Origin of the sequence: Acidihalobacter yilgarnensis (assembly GCF_001753245.1) — a bacterium.
In the GTDB taxonomy this organism is placed as follows: Bacteria; Pseudomonadota; Gammaproteobacteria; order DSM-5130; family Acidihalobacteraceae; genus Acidihalobacter; species Acidihalobacter yilgarnensis.
In genome coordinates, this window is record NZ_CP017415.1 from 72778 (window position 1) to 90606 (window position 17829).

General features: G+C 61.3%; 17 protein-coding genes and 1 pseudogene. 13 read left to right on the forward strand and 5 right to left on the reverse strand.

The window, feature by feature from the left end; genetic code table 11:
* Positions 1-84 precede the first annotated feature (84 nt).
* The 5 genes from BI364_RS00380 to nhaA all read right to left on the reverse strand — a co-directional run bounded on the left by BI364_RS00380 (position 85) and on the right by nhaA (position 4441).
* Positions 85-1425, reverse strand: a complete 1341-nt coding sequence (locus BI364_RS00380) for an ISL3 family transposase (protein ID WP_070077075.1) — start codon at positions 1423-1425, stop codon at positions 85-87.
* Positions 1426-1525: 100 nt separating this feature from the next.
* Positions 1526-1915, reverse strand: coding sequence for a HepT-like ribonuclease domain-containing protein (locus tag BI364_RS00385; protein WP_070077076.1), 390 nt, complete (start codon positions 1913-1915; stop codon positions 1526-1528).
* Positions 1912-2202, reverse strand: coding sequence for a nucleotidyltransferase family protein (locus BI364_RS00390; RefSeq protein ID WP_070079781.1), 291 nt, complete (start codon positions 2200-2202; stop codon positions 1912-1914). The genes BI364_RS00385 and BI364_RS00390 overlap by 4 nt, the downstream gene beginning before the upstream one ends.
* 251 nt (positions 2203-2453) lie before the next feature.
* A complete protein-coding gene (locus BI364_RS00395; RefSeq protein WP_070077077.1) occupies positions 2454-3035 on the reverse strand; it encodes a thioredoxin family protein in 582 nt (193 codons plus the stop codon).
* Between the two features lie 29 nt (positions 3036-3064).
* Positions 3065-4441: a Na+/H+ antiporter NhaA gene (gene nhaA, locus BI364_RS00400; RefSeq protein WP_070077078.1), complete on the reverse strand. Its 1377-nt coding sequence runs from the start codon at positions 4439-4441 to the stop codon at positions 3065-3067.
* A gap of 137 nt (positions 4442-4578) precedes the next feature.
* On the opposite strand from nhaA, the gene BI364_RS00405 reads away from it, so the two are divergent.
* The 13 genes and pseudogenes from BI364_RS00405 (at position 4579) to rpoZ (ending at position 17774) form a co-directional block, all read left to right on the forward strand.
* On the forward strand, positions 4579-5019 hold the full coding sequence (locus BI364_RS00405; protein ID WP_083251065.1) for a response regulator: 441 nt from the start codon (positions 4579-4581) through the stop codon (positions 5017-5019).
* Positions 4998-5561 (forward strand): mismatch-specific DNA-glycosylase, encoded by a 564-nt coding sequence (locus BI364_RS00410; protein ID WP_197495780.1) that lies wholly within the window; start codon positions 4998-5000, stop codon positions 5559-5561. Before BI364_RS00405 ends, BI364_RS00410 begins: the two co-directional genes overlap by 22 nt.
* A gap of 83 nt (positions 5562-5644) precedes the next feature.
* On the forward strand, positions 5645-6142 hold the full coding sequence (locus BI364_RS00415) for a GbsR/MarR family transcriptional regulator (RefSeq protein ID WP_070077080.1): 498 nt from the start codon (positions 5645-5647) through the stop codon (positions 6140-6142).
* Between the two features lie 102 nt (positions 6143-6244).
* Positions 6245-7153 carry an efflux RND transporter periplasmic adaptor subunit gene (locus tag BI364_RS00420; protein WP_197495781.1) on the forward strand — a complete coding sequence of 303 codons (909 nt, stop codon included), beginning with the start codon at positions 6245-6247 and terminating at the stop codon, positions 7151-7153.
* A 36-nt stretch (positions 7154-7189) separates the two neighbouring features.
* Positions 7190-7360 carry a hypothetical protein gene (locus BI364_RS17735; RefSeq protein WP_156782573.1) on the forward strand — a complete coding sequence of 57 codons (171 nt, stop codon included), beginning with the start codon at positions 7190-7192 and terminating at the stop codon, positions 7358-7360.
* Positions 7357-10424, forward strand: a pseudogene (locus tag BI364_RS00425) (efflux RND transporter permease subunit). The gene BI364_RS17735 and the pseudogene BI364_RS00425 overlap by 4 nt, the downstream one beginning before the upstream one ends.
* Positions 10425-10459: 35 nt before the next feature.
* Positions 10460-11227, forward strand: a complete 768-nt coding sequence (locus tag BI364_RS00430; RefSeq protein WP_197495782.1) for an MlaA family lipoprotein — start codon at positions 10460-10462, stop codon at positions 11225-11227.
* A 51-nt stretch (positions 11228-11278) separates the two neighbouring features.
* Positions 11279-12640: a TolC family outer membrane protein gene (locus tag BI364_RS00435; RefSeq protein ID WP_070077082.1), complete on the forward strand. Its 1362-nt coding sequence runs from the start codon at positions 11279-11281 to the stop codon at positions 12638-12640.
* Between the two features lie 151 nt (positions 12641-12791).
* Positions 12792-13979, forward strand: coding sequence for an efflux RND transporter periplasmic adaptor subunit (locus BI364_RS00440; RefSeq protein ID WP_070077083.1), 1188 nt, complete (start codon positions 12792-12794; stop codon positions 13977-13979).
* Positions 13972-15519: a DHA2 family efflux MFS transporter permease subunit gene (locus tag BI364_RS00445; protein WP_070077084.1), complete on the forward strand. Its 1548-nt coding sequence runs from the start codon at positions 13972-13974 to the stop codon at positions 15517-15519. Before BI364_RS00440 ends, BI364_RS00445 begins: the two co-directional genes overlap by 8 nt.
* Positions 15520-16755: an MFS transporter gene (locus BI364_RS00450; protein WP_070077085.1), complete on the forward strand. Its 1236-nt coding sequence runs from the start codon at positions 15520-15522 to the stop codon at positions 16753-16755.
* A gap of 47 nt (positions 16756-16802) precedes the next feature.
* Positions 16803-17417, forward strand: coding sequence for a guanylate kinase (gene gmk, locus BI364_RS00455; protein ID WP_070077086.1), 615 nt, complete (start codon positions 16803-16805; stop codon positions 17415-17417).
* Positions 17418-17513: 96 nt separating this feature from the next.
* On the forward strand, positions 17514-17774 hold the full coding sequence (rpoZ, locus tag BI364_RS00460; RefSeq protein WP_070077087.1) for a DNA-directed RNA polymerase subunit omega: 261 nt from the start codon (positions 17514-17516) through the stop codon (positions 17772-17774).
* Positions 17775-17829: the final 55 nt, after the last annotated feature.

The following is a 17829-nucleotide window of genomic DNA, read 5'->3' on the forward strand; positions in this document are numbered from 1 at the left end:
GCGAAGCGGGCATTCCAGGATAGGCTGACACCTGACACTACCGCCATATTCTAGACGGAGACGGCCACGTGCATGTCGTGGAGATCACCACTCTCCTGCTTCCAGTCGCTCAACCAGCACGTTGATGTCCGCCCCGTAGTTACGTTCCCGATCGTCCTCAACATCCATGCTTTTGCCGAAATAGTAAGCGCGATGCATCATGGCATCCTCCATGCTAGGTGCATGCCGGGGCCTGCGTTTGAAAGTCTGCCGCTTGACCTTGTGGATACCCTCGGAGAATAGAATCTTCGCCCGCAGGGCCTCGAAGCTGTAGCCACGGCCCAGGCGGTTCATCACGCGGATCAGACTGTTCAGGCTCTCCGTGTAGGCGTTGGTGATCGCGTGATCGAAGTAGGCAAAGATGTGTGGGTGCCAGTTGTCGACGGCTCTGATCAAGGGATAAAACGCTTCACGCGCCTCTGGTGTCAGCGTCTCTTTCCAAATGGCATAGGCTTGCTCGGCTTCACCTCTGCTGCCCAGTTCCCAGATGCCGTAGAACGCTTCTTTGGCTTCATAAGCGCTCCCGAGGCGCGGATAGTTGGCCGTCCAGCCCGAGAGCTTGAGGTATTCCTCATCGCTCAGGTCATGGCGGCGTTTGAGCAGCACGAAACGATCATGCATCAAACCCCGGCGTTGCTTCGGTTCAAGTTCTGCGCGCAGGGTCTTACGCACGGTCTCCAGCGCCTCGTTGGCCATGCGCACGACGTGAAACTTGTCGATGACGATGGTGGCCTGCGGCATCAGTGCTTCCACCGCATCCCGGTAGGGTGTCCACATGTCCATGGCCACGTACCGGATCGCTTCGCGCCCCTTTAGCGATTGGAAGTAGCCCATTACGGTTTTCTTGGTGCGATCGCGCAGTACTTCGACGGCGGTATTGTGCTCGATGTTGGAGATGATGCAGCGTGGCTTCTTGATGATGTGGATCTCATCGATGCCCATCCACGTCGGCACCTCGAAGCGAACCTTGCGCTCCAGATCATTGACATGATCGCGGAAGATATTGCGCACCGTCTTCTCGTCGATACCAATATCCTCGGCGAGGCTGGCGAAGGTGCGGCGCAAGCTCTGTTGGCCAATCCAGCGCACCAACCGCCGAGTCATCTCCCGCTTGCCGTCAACGGCGGGCAGCGGTTGCATGAAGGTTTTGCCGCATGAGGTACAGCGCCAGCGTCGGGTATCCACATAGATGCCCACCCGCTTGCCGTGCATGGGTAGATCACGGATCACCTGTTCATTACGACCATGGCCTCGCAGGGCCTCCGAATGGCAGTTTGGGCATGCCTTGGGTGATTGCGTGGGCTCGGCGGCGATGTGGTAGTCGTGAGTGGTTTCCTCAACGTCCAGCACATGGTATTCGGCGAGATTCAGTAGGTTTGCGGGCATGATGCAGCAATCTATCCCTGATTTTCCGGTGCCCGGCCTGCACAGGCTCGCGTCAGATGTTCCAATCGATCAGCCTTGGTCTGTCTGACGTCCTACGCAGTCAGGGTTTCGGGTGATCTGCATGACTGTTCCGTTGAAGGCTTTCTGCGGCCGCTTTGACGTGGCGATAGAGATCTGGCAAATCCGCATGGATTGTCTGCCAGACGATCTCCAGATCCACCTTGAAGTAGCCATGAGCCACGGCATTGCGCATCTGGTAGGCAAACGCCAGTGGGAGTTCCGGATGCTCGGCGGAAAACGCCGGGTAACGGCTCTCGATATTATGGCTGGCCTCGCCGATGATCTCGAAGTTGCGAATCACCGCATCCTGGGTCAGTTCATTAGCCAGAAAGACTACTTCGTTCATGTCCTCGACATAGCGTTCGATGCGCTCGATGGCTTCGAGGATATGGCCCAGATAATCGACCAGGCGCTGCTGGTCATGACTCATATCGGACGGGCTTCCGAGAGCACCGCGGCGCGAAACTTCTCCGGCAAGGCCTTGGGGGTCAGTACATCCACCGGCACGCCCAGGAGCTGAAGCAACTCATAACGAATCGCCCCGATGTCGAACAGGGTCGTTTCAGGCGTCGGATCGACCAGGATGTCGAGGTCGCTGCCCTCCGCATCCTCGCCACGGATCACGGAACCGAAGATGCGGGCATTATGGGCGCGATGGGCTTCTACCACGCGCACAATGTCTTTTCGATGGGTAGCCAGTGCCACGGAAGGCTTCATGAGGTTTTCCTGATTAGGCTCCGGACCCATCGTAGTGAACTGAACAGATCAACGCAACAGCCTAATCCGGTTTTACTATCGGCAGACAATTACCTCCAACATCCGGTCAAAACACACCCAAATCCGGATACCCCGAAAAAATAATTATTCATATGATTGCGCCGGGCGGATTGTAGGGCGGCTCTTCAAGAAATTAATTCTTTGTGGAATACAGTGCGCTGTTGTTCGCGTGACAGATGGTATGCGTGGGTTCATCCGTAGTAATCCGGTTCGTTTCCGGGTTTCCACTTGATGTTGCAGCCGAGGCTGGGCACTTGCTCTTCGGAGGCGGGTTCGCCGGCAAGTAGGGCGTCGCAGGCGGCGCGCAGGTCGTGGCCGGTGGTGGGGACGTCGTTGCCTGGGCGGGCGTCGTCGAACTGGCCGCGGTAGTAGAGCTTGCGTTCGCCGTCGAACAAGAAGAAATCCGGGGTGCAGGCGGCCTGATAGGCCTTGGCCACGGACTGGCGCTCGTCGAAAAGATAGGGGAAGTCGTAGCCGTGCTGTTCGACTTCATCGATCATTTTGTCTGGTGAGTCGTCGGGGTAGCGGGTAGCGTCGTTGGCGTTGATGCCGACTACAGCGATGCCGCGCGCGACGTATTCGCGGGCGAAGACGGCGAAGGCTTCGCGGATGCGGTGGACGTAGGGGCAGTGATTGCTCAGGAAGACGACAAGCAGGCCACGGGCGTCGGCGAAGTCGTCAATGGTAATGTCGCGGCCGGTCTTGGGCTCCGGGAGGTTGAAGCGCGGGGCGGGCGTGCCGAGTTCGAGCATGGTGGAGGGGGTGCGTGCCATGGGTGGGTCCTCAGGGAGACGGTTCGAATTCAGGAGATGGTGCGATCTGGGGGCACGGGTACGGCGAAGCGCAGCCAGAGATAGCCACCGATACCTGCGGCAAGCGAGGCGAGGAGAATGCCCGACTTGGCGAAGGTCAAGGCCTGTGCGTGCCCGGAGAAGGCGAGTTCGGTGATGAAAATGGACATGGTGAAGCCGATTCCGGCGAGCAGGCCGACGCCAACGATGTGGCGAAAATCCGTGCCGGCTGGTAGGCGTCCGATGCCGAGGCGCACGGCAACCCAGGTGAACAGTACGACGCCGGCCAGTTTGCCGAGTACGAGGCCTGCGGCCACACCGAGCAGGATGGATGAACCCAGAGCTTGGTGCAGCTCGCTGAGGCCAAGTGGAATGCCTGCGTTGGCGAGCGCGAACAGCGGCATCACGAGTAATCCGACGGGATGGTGCAGGTTGTGTTCCATGCGTTGCAGCGGTGTGGCGGCGCTTTGCGCGCGCTGTTCGACGGCCTGCAAAATGGAAAATTGGCGCTGGTTGCCGAGAATGTTGCCGTCGCCGCGGTCGTGCGAACGGAAGTGCTTCATCAATTCGTCGATGCCGCGCGAGAAGCTTTGCGGGTCGTATTTGGGGCGTGAAGGGATGGTGAGCGCGAGCAGTACGCCGGCAATGGTGGCGTGGATGCCGGATTGCAGCATGGCCAACCACATCAGTGCACCGACCACGAAATATGGCAACGGGTGACGGATGCCGCCGAGGTTGAAACCGATCAGCAGGAGCAGCAGTCCAGCGGCGACGGCCAATGGCAGCAGGGCTAGGTGTTCGGTATAGAAGACGGCGATGACGATCACTGCGCCGAGGTCGTCGACGATGGCGAGTGCAACCAGGAAGGTAATCAGGCCAGAAGGTATGCGACGGCCCAGGATGACCAGGGCGCTGACCGCGAAGGCGATGTCGGTGGCCATGGGGATGCCCCAGCCGCGCGCGCCGAGCGGATCGTGCACGGTGAGTGCATAGATGGCCGCCGGCACCAGCATGCCGCCGAGCGCGGCGATCGCCGGAATCGCGGCCTGGCGCAGGTCTGATAGCTCGCCGACCAGCAGCTCGCGTTTGATTTCGAGCCCGACGAGGAAGAAGAAAAAGGTCATCAGGCCGTCGTTGATCCAGTGATGCAGGCTCAGCGACAGCTTCCAGTCACCCAGTTGAAAGGCAATTTTGGCGTGCAGCAGGTGTTGATAGGCGGGTCCGAGAGGGGAGTTGGCAACCAGCAGGGCCAGTAGCGCAGCACTCAGCAGCAGGATGCCACCGGTAGTCTGGTGGTGGATGAACTCCTCAAAGGGGGTGAGGACGCGGTCCAGCACGCGCTCCCAAGGCATCAATATGCGGCCTTCTTCGTGACTGCCTTGGCTCATTGGTTCACCTGTCCGGCGTGTGCGATCGGATAATATAGACTATCAGCTTGCTTCCGCCACGTCGGTTTGACAGCGTTAGCGGGGGCGGGTACAAAGCCCGCTGCTTTCAAGCGCGCCGGGCTGGCGCAGAGGTAAGCATGTCCCCAACGTCCATCCGACGCTGGCACGGGCGGGCGGTGGGCGAGTCGCCTGCCTTTCGGCACGTTCTGGTCGTCGACGACAATGATTTTTACGCTGAGCGATTGACGGCGGACCTCGTCGCGCGCGGCGCGACCTGTGAGCGAGCGCATACCGCCGCCGAGGGCATGGCCATGCTCGATGCCGGTGGCGAGCGCTTCGATGCGGTAGTCACCGATATTTCCATGGAAACCGAGTTGGCTGGGCTCAAGGTGTTGCGCCACGCACGCCGCATCGGTTTTCGAGGGCAGGTCGCCAGCGCGACCACCGCGCTGGATGCCCGCTGGGCATTCACCCTCAACCGCTTCTTTCTGGGCGTGGTTTACCGCGCCGACTATCTGATACCTAAACGCCCCATCGTGCGCGACGGCGAGGTGTTGTGGATTCGCGTGGGCGGATAAACCCTCTGTCGACTCTGCCCGATCTGCTCGGTCCTGGCCTGCGGCTGATTTCGGTTGGACTCAATCCCTCCCCCGCATCGGTGGCGTCGCAAGTTTATTTCGCCCACCCGCGTAACCGCTTCTGGCCGATGCTCAACGCCTCCGGGCTGACCAATGAGGCACTTGCACCGAGCGTCGAATCGATGCGGCGGCTCTTCGAGGTGCATCGCATCGGCTTCACCGACCTAGTCAAACGTCCCACACCCGGTGTTGCGCAGCTCAGGGCGGCTGATTATCGGGAGGGCGCTGCCGCGCTGCGCATGCGTCTTCAGGGACTTGCGCCGCGCGCGATCTGGTTTCAGGGGCGGACGCCCTGGACGCAGTACCTACGCCATGCCGAGGGCGCGGCCCCGGCCGCGGGTTGGGGTCTGCAGCCACAGACGCTTGATGGGGTGCCGGTCTGGGTGACGCCCAACCCGAGCCCCGCAAACGCCGCCTTCTCGCTGGACGATCTCATTGCTCGGCTGCGCATGCTCGCGGGCTGGCTCGAGCGTATCGCTTAAGAGCCCGCTCGGTAATGTGAATATTGTGTTCGTTTGTGTTGTTCAGTGTTTACAAAACGAACGAAACATTTAGAATCCCCCGTATGAGCTCATATCCAGAAATTTCCACTACCGAATCCTTCATCGAGCGGGTCGGCCTGTCCATCGAATCCGACGGTCTGCCGCGCATCGCTGGTCGTATGCTCGGCTTCATGGTGCTTAACGGTGGCCCGCTGAGTTTTTCCGAGCTGGCGGAGCAACTGCAGGTGAGCCGCGCCAGCGTTTGTACCAATGCGCGCATTCTCTCGTCGTTGGGCGTGATTGAGCGCGTCAGCCGCCCCGGTGATCGCCAGGATTACTATCAATTGGCGGAGTCGCCCTATGCGCGGTTGATCAGCGGGTATCTCGAGCGTAAGCGTCAGATGTACGTCATCGTTCAGGATGCTCTGCGGGCGCTATCCTCTGATGACGACCCAGCACGTCGCCAGCGGCTTGAAGAAATGGCGAGCTTCTACCGGGTGGCTATCGCCCATCTGCAGCGTTTGGTCGAGGAAATGGGCGCGTCGGATGCGGGCAAGGAGGTGGCGCCGGGCGCGCCATGATGGGTGCATGGAAAAGGCGACGTGTCGATGCGTTCGCCACAGGATCGCGGATAAGGGCTCGGGGCGCCGGTGTGCCGGCGGACTCCACAAGGGAGGATGGTCATGAAGAAGCGCATGCTGTTGATGGTGATAGCGCTCGTACTGGTGTTCGGCGGGGTGTTCGGTTGGGGTGCGGTTCGTCAGCATTTCATCAACCAGTATTTCGCGAACTTCCAGCCACCGCCACAGACGGTGGCGAGCGCCGACGTGCGCGAGGTGTCGTGGCGCCCGGAGGTGTCGGCCGTCGGCGGGCTGGTGGCGGTGCGTCAGGTGGCGGTGGCGACGGACACCGATGGGTTGGTCACCGCAGTCGATTTTGCATCCGGCCAGGCGGTGAAGCATGGCCAGGTGCTGGTGCAGCTCGATGACGCGCTGGACCGGGCAACGCTCAAGGGTAATTTGGCGGCCTTGGAATTGACTCGTCTCAACTTCGAGCGGGAGCGCCGTCTGTTGGCCCAGCATGTGGCCTCGCAAACAGCCTTCGATACCGCTCAGGCCCAGTACCGGCAGGCGCAAGCACAGGTGGAACTGACCCGGACGATGATCGATAGGAAGCAGATACGGGCGCCGTTCGATGGCGTGCTGGGTATTCGCGACGTGGATGTCGGGCGCTATCTGGCGAAGGGCGCATCGGTGGTCAGCCTGCAGTCACTGGACCCGATCTATGCCGACTTCACGTTGCCGCAGCAAGAGTTGCCGAAGCTATCCGTTGGGCAAACGGTGCGCGTTTCGGTGGACGCCTACCCTGAGCGTGTGTTCACCGGCCGGATCAAGGCCATCGATCCGGCGATCAGTGCGCAGTCGCGCAGTGTTCGGGTGAGGGTCGAGGTACCCAACCCCGGCCGATTGCTGCGCCCCGGACTGTTCGTGCAGGCGCGCTTCGAGTTGTCGGGTGAGGCGCGCCAGTTGACGGTGCCGGCCAGCGCGATCGACTACAACCCCTATGGCGATTCGGTGTTTGTGATCCGTTAAAAGGGCAAGGACGACAAGGGTAAGCCGCAGCTCACGGTGACCCGCACCTATGTGCGCACAGGCGAGGTGCGTGACGGTTGGGTGGCCGTGACTACCGGCCTCAAGGCAGGCGAGCAGGTGGTGAGCGCGGGGCAGATGAAGCTGCGCAACGGCAGCCGCGTGTTGATCGACAACAGCGTCGAGCCGATCTTGGGAGCAGCGCCATGAAGCTCACCGACATCTTCATCAAGCGTCCGGTACTGGCGTCGGTGGTCAGTCTGCTGATTTTGGTGGTTGGTCTGCGCGCGTTGTTCGATCTGCCGCTGCGCGAATATCCGCGGATCGAAACCACCGTCATCACCATCACCACGGCCTACCCCGGTGCTAGCGCCGATCTGGTCAAGGGTTTCATCACCACACCCATCCAGCAGGTGGTCGCCAGCGCGGAGGGCATCGACTACGTTAGTTCGAAGAGCACGCCGGGCCTGAGCGTGATCTCGGTGAACATGCGTCTGGGTTACGACCCGAACACGGCGCTGACGGAGATCATGTCCAAGGTGGCGCAGGTCAGCAATCAGCTGCCCGCCGGCAGTCAGCAGCCGGTGATCCAGAAGGGTACGGGGCGCGGCACCGCGCTGATGTATCTGGCCTTCTACAGCACCGAGATGACGCCACAGCAGGTAACCGATTATCTCACCCGCGTGGTTCAACCCAAGCTGCAAGGTATTGAGGGCGTCGCGCAGGCACAGGTCCTTGGGGGTAAGACCTACGCCATGCGCATCTGGCTCGAACCCGACAAGCTGGCGGCCTACGGGCTGACGCCGCAGGATGTGGTGGCGGCCCTGCAGGCCAACAATTACCTGGCTGCGGTGGGCAGTACGCGGGGCGACTTCGTGCAGGTCGACCTTAATGCGAAGACGGATCTGCATACCGCTGCACAATTCCGAGAGCTGGTGGTCAAGCGCGCGGACGGCGCGTTGATCCGCTTGGGTCAGGTGGCGCACGTCGAGCTGGGTGCACAGTCCTACAACTCCAATGTGTCGTTTAACGGGCTGCAGGCAACCTTCATCGGCATCGAGCCGACGCCCTCGGCTAATCCGTTGGATGTGGCGCTGGGTGTGCGCAAGGCGATGCCGGCGATCCAGGCGCAGCTGCCCTCGGCCCTCAAGGCACGAATCGTCTACGACTCGTCGACTTACATCAGCGATGCCATCCACGAGGTGATCAAGACCATCGGCGAAGCGCTGCTCATCGTGGTGGTGGTCATTTTCCTGTTCCTTGGCAGCCTGCGCGCCGTACTGGTGCCGGCGGTCACGATTCCGCTGTCGATGATCGGGGCGGCGGCGATCATGCTGTGGCTGGGTTACTCGCTCAACCTACTTACCCTGTTAGCCATGGTGCTCGCCATCGGCCTGGTGGTGGATGACGCCATCATCGTGGTTGAGAATATCCATCGACATATGGAATCCGGCATGCGCGCGACCGATGCCGCGATCCGTGGCGCGCGCGAGCTGGCCGGGCCGATCATGGCGATGAGCTTTACCCTGATCGCGGTCTTTGCGCCCATCGGGCTGGTTGGCGGACTGACAGGCAGTCTGTTCTCGGAGTTCGCCTTCACGCTCGCCGCGGCGGTCTTCATTTCCGGTATCGTGGCACTGACGTTGTCGCCGGTAATGAGCGCGTATCTGTTCGCCGGTGCGCAGGACAAGCGTGGCTTCGCCGCGCGTCTGGACCGGATGTTCACCTGGTTGCAGGGGGCGTATCAGCGGCGCCTGGGGCGCACGCTCGACTACCGGCCGGTGACCTATCTGATGGCACTGGTCGCGCTGGGCAGTATCGGCTTTCTGTACGCGGGCGCGAAGCACGAGTTGGCGCCGACCGAGGACCAGGGCATCCTGTTCATGAGCGCGAATGGGCCGCAGGATGCGACGCCACAATACATGGACGCCTATGCCCGTCAGTTCTACAAAATCTTCGCGAAATTCCCGGACGCAGATCGCTATTTCGTGGTCAATGGCATGGGGGGGTGAACAACACCATTGCGGGTTTGGCCTTCAAGCCCTGGAGCGAGCGGAGCAGAACCACCATGTCGTACATGCCGCGTCTGCAAGGTGAAGTGGCGAGTGTGGCGGGCCTGCGTACGGTGGTTTTTCCGCAACCGGCGCTGCCTGGTGCTGGACAGGGCTTGCCGGTGCAATTCGTGATCACGACCACGGCCGATTACCGCATGCTGGACCAGGTAGCCAATGCCTTGGAACAAAAGGCGCAGGCATCCGGGCTGTTTGCCTATGTGGACAATGATTTGAAGATCCAGCGCCCGCGTGTGGACGTGGTCGTCGATCGCGCCAAGGCGGCGTCGCTGGGTTTGAGCATGCAGGATATCGGTGGCGCACTGACCAGTTTGTTGGGCGGCAACTACGTGCAGCGCTTCAGCATCGAGGGCCGCAGTTACGAGGTCATCCCGCAGGTTGCCGACCGGCTGCGTGCCGATCCTGGCTTGCTCAAGGGTTACTACGTGCGCAGCGCTGACGGCACGATGGTGCCGTTGTCCGCCGTGGTCAGCCTCAAGGGTGAGGTGGAACCTTCATCGCTGAACCAGTTCCAGCAACTCAATGCGGCCACGATCGGCGCGGTCATGCGCCCAGGGCAACCGATCTCGGCAGGACTCGATTATCTGCGGACGGAGGCCAAGCAACTGATGCCCGCGGACTACGGCGTGAACTATGCGGGCGAGTCGCGCCAGTACGTCGAGGAGGGCAATGCGCTGCTGTACACGTTCTTCTTTTCGATCGTGCTGATCTATCTGGTGTTGGCGGCACTGTTCGAGAGTTTCCGTGACCCGGTGACCATTCTGATCACGGTGCCGATGTCGATCTGCGGTGCGCTTATCTTCATTTACCTGGGGCTGGCCTCAGTGAATATTTATACCCAGATCGGCCTGATCACCCTGATCGGTCTGATCAGCAAGCATGGCATTCTGATCGTGCGTTTCGCCAACGAGCTGCAACAGTCCGAGGGGCTGGACAAACGTGCGGCGGTGGAACGTGCCGCAGCGATCCGGCTGCGCCCGATCCTGATGACCACGGCGGCAATGGTGGTAGGCGTAGTGCCGCTGATGTTGGCCGGCGGGCCTGGCGCGGTCAGCCGCTTTGACCTCGGGCTGGTCATCTTCACGGGGATGCTGATCGGTACCCTGTTCACCCTGTTCGTGGTGCCGGCACTGTATATGCTGCTGGCGCGTTCACATCAGGCGGACGTTGGCACGGCCATGCGCCAAGCGAGCCCCGCATGATTCTTGGTCTATGTAAATTCGGAGGATGTTTGATCGTGCGTGATTCGAAGCGCCTGACCCACTGGGTAGTCATGTTACTGTTACCCGTGTTGGGTGGTTGTGCCACTACACCTCAGGCAGGTGGTCAGAATACGGGCGCGCTGAGTAGCTACAACCATGCGATGTTTAGTTTCAACATGACCGTGGACAAGGCCGTGTTGCGACCCGTGGCCAAGGGCTATGTGGCCGTGACGCCGCGTCCGATACGCCACCGGGTTTCGGATTTCTTCTCGAACCTTGGCGATGTGCCGGTAACCGTGAATGCTCTGTTGCAATTCAAGCTTGGTCAGGCCGCACAGGATCTTACTCGGCTGGTATTCAACACCACCTTCGGGCTGTTCGGGTTGTTCGATGTGGCCAGTGACTGGGGTTTGCCCCAGCACGAAGACGACCTCGGCATGACCTTGGCGCGCTGGGGGGTGCCGCAGGGACCGTACATCATTATTCCCTTCTTCGGCCCCAGCACCCTGCGCAACAGCCTTTCCCCGCTGATCGACGGCGTGTATCTGAACCCGCTCTACTATTACCCCTATCCGACCGTACAGTGGTCGGCCACGGCGCTGAAGGTCACCGAGGAGCGGGCGCAATTGCTGCCGTTGGACTCCAGTCTCGATCAGGCCTACGACCCCTATACCTTCATGCGCGATGCCTATCTGCAACACCGGCATTACGTCCTCGAACAGAACAACCCCAGTCCGGCCAAGAAGAAGCCTGCACTGACGCCGCTGCAACAACAGCTGCTGGAGATGCAGGGTGGCCAGTGAGCGATCATCAGTCCGCGGCCCAACCGCGGCCCACCTCTGAAGGAATTGGCGATGAAGATTGCAAAAATCGTATTCGGTGTCGCGGTACTCGGCACGAGCGCGGGAGCGCAGGCGGCAGATCTCATGCAGGTGTACCAGCAGGCGCGGGCGAACGACGCGCAGTTCGCCGCTGCTCAGCAGGAATACAAGGCCCTGCGCGAGGCGCGTCCACTGGCACGGTCGAGCCTGCTGCCGCAGGTCAACCTGTCGGCTAACGTGGCGCAGAACTATTCCCGCTTCGAGAATTTCAGCATCGCGGGGCAGCGGGTGCCCAATAGTACCTACGACTACGGCAGCAACGGCTATTCACTAAGCCTGAGCCAAACCCTGTTCAACTATAGCGACTGGCTGGCACTCAAGCAGGCGGACCAGACCGTTGCCGCCGCGCAGGCACGCCTCGATGCGGCTAGTCAGGCCTTGATCCTGAATACCGCGCAGGCCTATTTCTCGGTGCTCGCGGCAGAGGACCAGCTACGCTACAGCAGAGCCCAGCTGCGCGCCATCGGTCGACAACTTGAGCAGGCCAAGAAACGCTATGACGTCGGCCTGGTGGCCGTCACCGACGTTCAACAGGCGCAGGCCAGCTACGACCTTGCTCGGGCCGCGGTGATCCAGGCGCAAAGCAAGGTGGACAATGCCCGCGAGGCCCTCGCTGTGCTGACCGGTCAGGAGGGCGAACCTCTCGATCCACTGGCTCGTGAGCTGCCGCTGCTGACCCCCAAGCCGGACAATTTGCACGACTGGGTACAGGCCGCGATGCAGCAGAATCTGAGCGTGGTCGCCGCGCGATATGCGACCGCCGCCGCGCGTCGGGAGGTGGGCGTGCAGCGTGCCGGTCACTATCCGACGGTGAACCTGGTTGCCAGTCGTGCCTACAATGATTCCAACGCCGGACTCGAAGCAGGACGGACTACCAACGACAGTATCGCCCTACAGCTCAATGTGCCGCTGTTTTCGGGCCTGCGCGTCAGCTCGCTTACCGATCAGGCCCAATACAAGTACCTACAGGCCAATGAGCTGCTCAAGGGCCAGCAGCGCGAGGCGGTACGGCAGACCCGCTCGGCGTATCTCAACGTGATGTCCTCGATCAGTCAGGTCGAGGCCTTGCGCCAGGCGGTCGCCTCGAACGAAGCGTCGGTTGCATCAATGGAAGCCGGCTTCAAGGTGGGTACGCGGACTTCGCTGGATGTACTGTCGGCGCTTTCCGATCTGTACAAGGCACAGAGCGAGTATGCCCAAGCCCGTTACAACTATCTGGTGAACACGTTGCTGCTCAAGCAGGCCGCCGGCACGTTGTCGATGGTCGATATCGAACACATCAACGGTTATCTGACGGCACCCTCGGCGGCAGCCGCACAGGCGGGCGCCAGCTAGGCGCCCGGGTTCCGATCCTCCGGAACCTGATGGGGGTGCCGGCACTCTGACAGGAGTGCCTGGCCCTGTCCGACCATGCAGGCGCATGGATTGTTCTCGCCGACCCCGCTGTGGCGGCGGTGCCACGTATGTCATTTCAAGGAGAATCCCGGTGCCGACCCAGGATGATGCTCAACAGACCGATAAACCGCGCGCCGGACGCCGTGCGCGCGCACTGAGCCTTGCGGTAATAGGGTTTGTACTCGCGGGCTTGGTCTGGGGCGCCTATTACCTGTTCGTTGGACGTTATCAGGTGAGCACTGATGACGCATATGTCCATGGCGACCGCGTGATGGTCTCGCCTCAGGTGTCTGGAACCGTGGTGGCGGTCAAGGCCCGTGACACGGATTTCGTCAAGCGCGGTGACGTATTGGTGCGGCTCGACACAGCCAATGCCGATGTTGCACTGGCTCAAGCGGAGGCACAGCTTGCATCTGCCGTGCGTCAGGTGCGGGAGGCCTTTGCCCGAGTGCATGCCTTGCAGGCGACGGTGGCCTTGGACCGTGCCGAGCTGCGACTGGCAACCGACAATGCGCAACGTCAGACGCGTCTGTTACGCAAGGGTATGACTTCGACCGAAACCGCTCAACAGATGCACACGCAGATGGAAGTCGCCGCACACAGGCTTTCGATAGACCAGGCCCAACTCGAGGGCGCGCATGCCGCAGTCGCGGACGCCACGCTCGCCGGTAATCCAGTGGTGCGCCAGGCTGCCGCGATGGTGCGTACGGATTACCTCAACGTGGCGCGCACGCGAATCGTCTCGCCGGTGACCGGTTATATCGCTGACAGCGGGGTCGAGGTCGGCCAGCAGGTCAAGCCGGGCTCGACACTGATGGATGTCGTGCCGCTGTCGGATGTCTGGGTGGACGCCAACTTTAAAGAATCGAATTTGCGCGACGTCCGTATCGGACAGCCCGTGAGTCTGACCTCGAGTTTCTACGGCAGCGGCGTGGTTTATCACGGTCATGTCATTGGTCTGTTGCCTGGTACGGGTTCGGTGTTTGCGTTACTGCCCGCGCAGAACGCGACGGGCAATTGGATCAAGGTGGTACAGCGGGTGCCCGTGAGGATTTCTCTCCCGGCGGACGAGCTCACGCAACACCCGTTGCGCCTCGGGCTTTCCATCAGCGCCACCATCGATATTCGTGATCATTCGGGCACGAGTCTGGCGACGGTGCCGCGCGCGCAGCAGGGCGCGAGCACCGATGTCTACGCGCAGCAGCTTCAGGGCGCGGATGCGTTGATCAAGCGCATCATCGACGCGAACAGCGGCAAGGCCTCCACGGCGCATGGCTGAGGCGCCACTTCAGCCCGTCAAGGGCGCAACGCTGGGTGTGCTGACCATCGCGCTCGCGCTCGCGACCTTCATGAACGTGCTGGATACAACGATCACCAACGTGGCGGTGCCGACGATCTCCGGCGATCTGGGCGTGAGCCCGGACCAGGGTACCTGGGTCATCACCGCCTTCGTGGTGGCAACGGCCATCGCCGTGCCTTTGACCGGCTGGTTGGCGCAGCGTTTCGGCGAAGTGCGGCTGTTCGTGGTTTGTACCGGGCTGTTCACGCTGTTTTCCACACTCTGCGGTTTGGCTGACAGTTTTCCCGTGCTTCTGTTTCTGCGCGTGCTGCAAGGCGCGGTAGCCGGGCCGATGATCCCCTTGTCGCAGAGCTTGCTGATGAACAATTACCCGCCGGACAAGCGCGGGCTAGCACTTGCGATTTGGGGGATGACCACCGTGGTGGCACCCGTGCTGGGCCCGATCTTCGGTGGCTGGCTCACCGACAACTACAGTTGGCCGTGGATTTTCTACATCAATATACCGATCGGTATTTTTTCGATCATGGTGACGTGGTCTTTGCTCAAGAACCGGGAGACGCCACGTCGTCGTCTACCCATCGACGCCATCGGTCTTGCCTTGCTGGTCGTCGGTGTCGGTGCGTTGCAGATCATGCTCGACAAGGGCAATCAGGACGATTGGTTCGGTTCCACCTTCATTCTTACCTTGGGTATCACCGCACTGATTGCGATCGTGTTATTCATTATTTGGGAATGGTACGACCCGCATCCGGTGGTCGATCTGACATTATTCAAGAGCCGTAATTTCAACGTCGCAGCGGTGGCCATCACGCTGGGCTTCGGCGTGTATTTCGGTGGCATCGTGATCTTCCCGCTGTGGCTGCAAACTCAGCTCAACTACACTGCCACCTGGGCCGGTATCGCATCGGCCCCGGTAGGGCTGTTGGCGATCGTATTGTCGCCAATCGTTGGGCGCAATCTGCATCGTGTCGATCTGCGCATCTTCGTGACCATCGCCTTTCTGGTCTTTGCCTTGTGCTCCTTCTGGCTGGGGAGCCTGACCACGCAGGTCGATCTTTGGCAGTTGGTCGACCCGCGTATTTATCTGGGTATCGGCATCGCTACTTTTTTTATCCCGCTGACCGCGATGTCGCTGGCAGGGTTGCCGCAGTCGCGCGTCGCCAGCGCGTCCGGTTTGCTGAATTTCCTGCGTACACTAGGTGCAAGCTTCGGTACCTCGCTGAGTATCACGCTTTGGGACCGGCGCGCGACGCTGCATGATCAGCGTCTGATGGATCATCTCACCAACGCCAATCCGGCCTTGCACCAGGCCCTGGGGCAGCTGCAATCGCACGGGCTTTCGCCAGAAGCTAGTTATGGCGTGATGGAGCGTCTGGTCGAGCAGCAGGCCTTTATGCTCTCGACGAACGATTTTTTCTGGCTGTCCGGTTGGATTTTCGTGATGCTCATGGGGCTGGTTTGGTTCGCCCGCCCACCCTTCGCGCCGGCCCGTGGCGCACCGCCGGTTGCGGCTGAATAGTTGTCTGGCGCGCAAGCACTGAGTACCACCGCGCGTCGCCTAATCGGCGCGCGCGCGCTACGCAGCCTCGGACAAGGGGCGCTGGTGGTGGATTTCGCGCTCTATCTGCATGCCTTGCGCTGGACGCCAGTCGCCATTGGCGCGGTGTTCATGGGGGGCTTGGTGCTCGGAGGCGTGCTGACGCTGCTGCTCGGGCCGTTGTCCGATCGCTGGGGGCGACGACGCTTCCTGCTGGCCTATGAGGTCAGCCAGATGCTGGCCGCCCTGGTTGCCTTGCTCAGCAGTCACCCCGCACTGATTGCCGCTGCCGCCATCATCGGAGGCTTTGGTCGAGGCGCCAACGGTAGCGCGGGTCCGTTTGCGCCCGTGGAGCAATCCTGGCTTGCCGGCGAAATTGCCCCGGATATGCGCGGTAGCGTTTTCAGCCTCAATACGGCCTTGGGATTTTTCGGTATGGCCCTGGGCGCGCTCGGCGCGATGTTGCCGGGTTTGACGGACGACGGCCACCCGCCTGCCGCCGAATACCGGGTATTGTTCCTGATCGTATTGCTGGGTTCGCTCGCCTGTTTCGGTTTGTTGTGGGGTGTAAAGGATAGGTCTCGTATCGCGCCAGAGATCGTCGGCGATGGTGCGTCCCTGGAAAAGAAGGCGCGGCGGGTCCGCGAGAATGGTTTGCTGCTGCGACTGGTTGGCGTGAACGCTATCAATGGTCTCGGCATCGGCTTGATCGGGCCATTGATGGCCTATTGGTTCGAGCTGCGCTTCTCCGTCGGACCTTCAGCGATCGCGCCGATGATGAGTCTTGCCTTCGTGGTGACGGGGCTGGCCTCGTTACTGGCCGGCCGGCTAAGCCGCCGCTTCGGGGTGGTCGACGCGGTGGTCTGGCCGCGCCTGGTGGGTTTGTTGCTGCTGATTCCGATGGCGCTTTCCCCAAGCTTCTATTGGGCCGGTTTTTTCTACGTGCTGCGCTCCGGCCTCAATCGGGGCACCGTAGGTGCCCGTCAGGCACTCGGTGTGAGCCTGGTCGGTGCGGATCGCAGTGGGCTGGCCGCCAGCCTCAATACCGTATCGATGATGCTACCGCTCGCCGTCGGCCCAGTGGTCGCGGGCGCCTTCTTTCAGGCCGGTTGGCTGCTGCCGCCCTTCGTGCTCGCGGCAGGTCTGCAAGGTGTCTATCTATATCTTTACCACCGCCTGTTTCGGGCCCACGACCCAGGGCACCGCGACGCAATATAGGCTAGACTCTGCACGCTCTGGAGCCCTAAGAAACCAGGAGCGTCGCCTTGAGCCTTGGCACCCTGTATATCATTTCCGCCCCCTCCGGCGCCGGGAAGACCAGTTTGGTCAAGGCGCTGGTAGCGCGCGTGGACACGATCAGCATCTCGGTCTCGCATACCACCCGCAAATCTCGTCCCGGCGAGCAGGATGGGCGTGATTATCACTTCATCGACGAGCGCGCCTTCCTGGGCATGATCGAGGATGTCGCCTTTCTGGAACACGCGCGGGTGTTCGATCATTACTACGGCACGGCGCTAGCCAGCGTGCAGGCGCAGCTGGCCGAGGGTCAGGACGTGATCCTCGAAATCGATTGGCAGGGCGCGCAGCAGGTACGCCGTCAACTGCCAGGTTGCCAGTCGATTTTTATTCTTCCACCCTCGCGGACCGAGCTGGAAACCAGGTTGCGCGCGCGTGCGCAGGACAGCGACGAGGTGATCGAGCGGCGGATGCGCGACGCGGTGCGGGAGATTTCGCACTATGGCGAATATGACTACCTCGTCGTCAACGATGACTTCGAGGATGCGCTTGCGGAATTGTCGGTTATCGTCAGCGCCAATCGCCTGCGTTTGCCCGCGCGCGGCCAGCGCTTGCGCTCGCTGATTTCCGATCTGCTGGTTTGAGCGTTCGCCATCCATTAAGATGAGGGCATTGTTATGTCCTATTAAAATGCACCGGCCGGCGCCCCGCCGCCCGGGCAGCCAGATTTGGAGTGAGTCATGGCCAGAATTACCGTAGAAGACTGCCTTGCGAACGTCGATAACCGCTTCCAGCTGGTATTGATCGCGTCCAAGCGTGCCCGTCAGATTTCCCTGGGTGCCGAGCCGCGTGTGTCGCTTGAGAACGACAAACCCACGGTAGTCGCGTTGCGCGAGATTGCCGAAGGTCTGACCACCGTCTCAGTGTTGGACGAAGTCGTCGCCCGCGAACACGGCCTCTCATCGCCGATCAGCGAGCAGGAAGTCCGGGAGGAGATCTAGCCGATCTCCCCAGTGGCTCGCGTCCGGCGCCCTACGCGCCTGCCGATAGCCGATC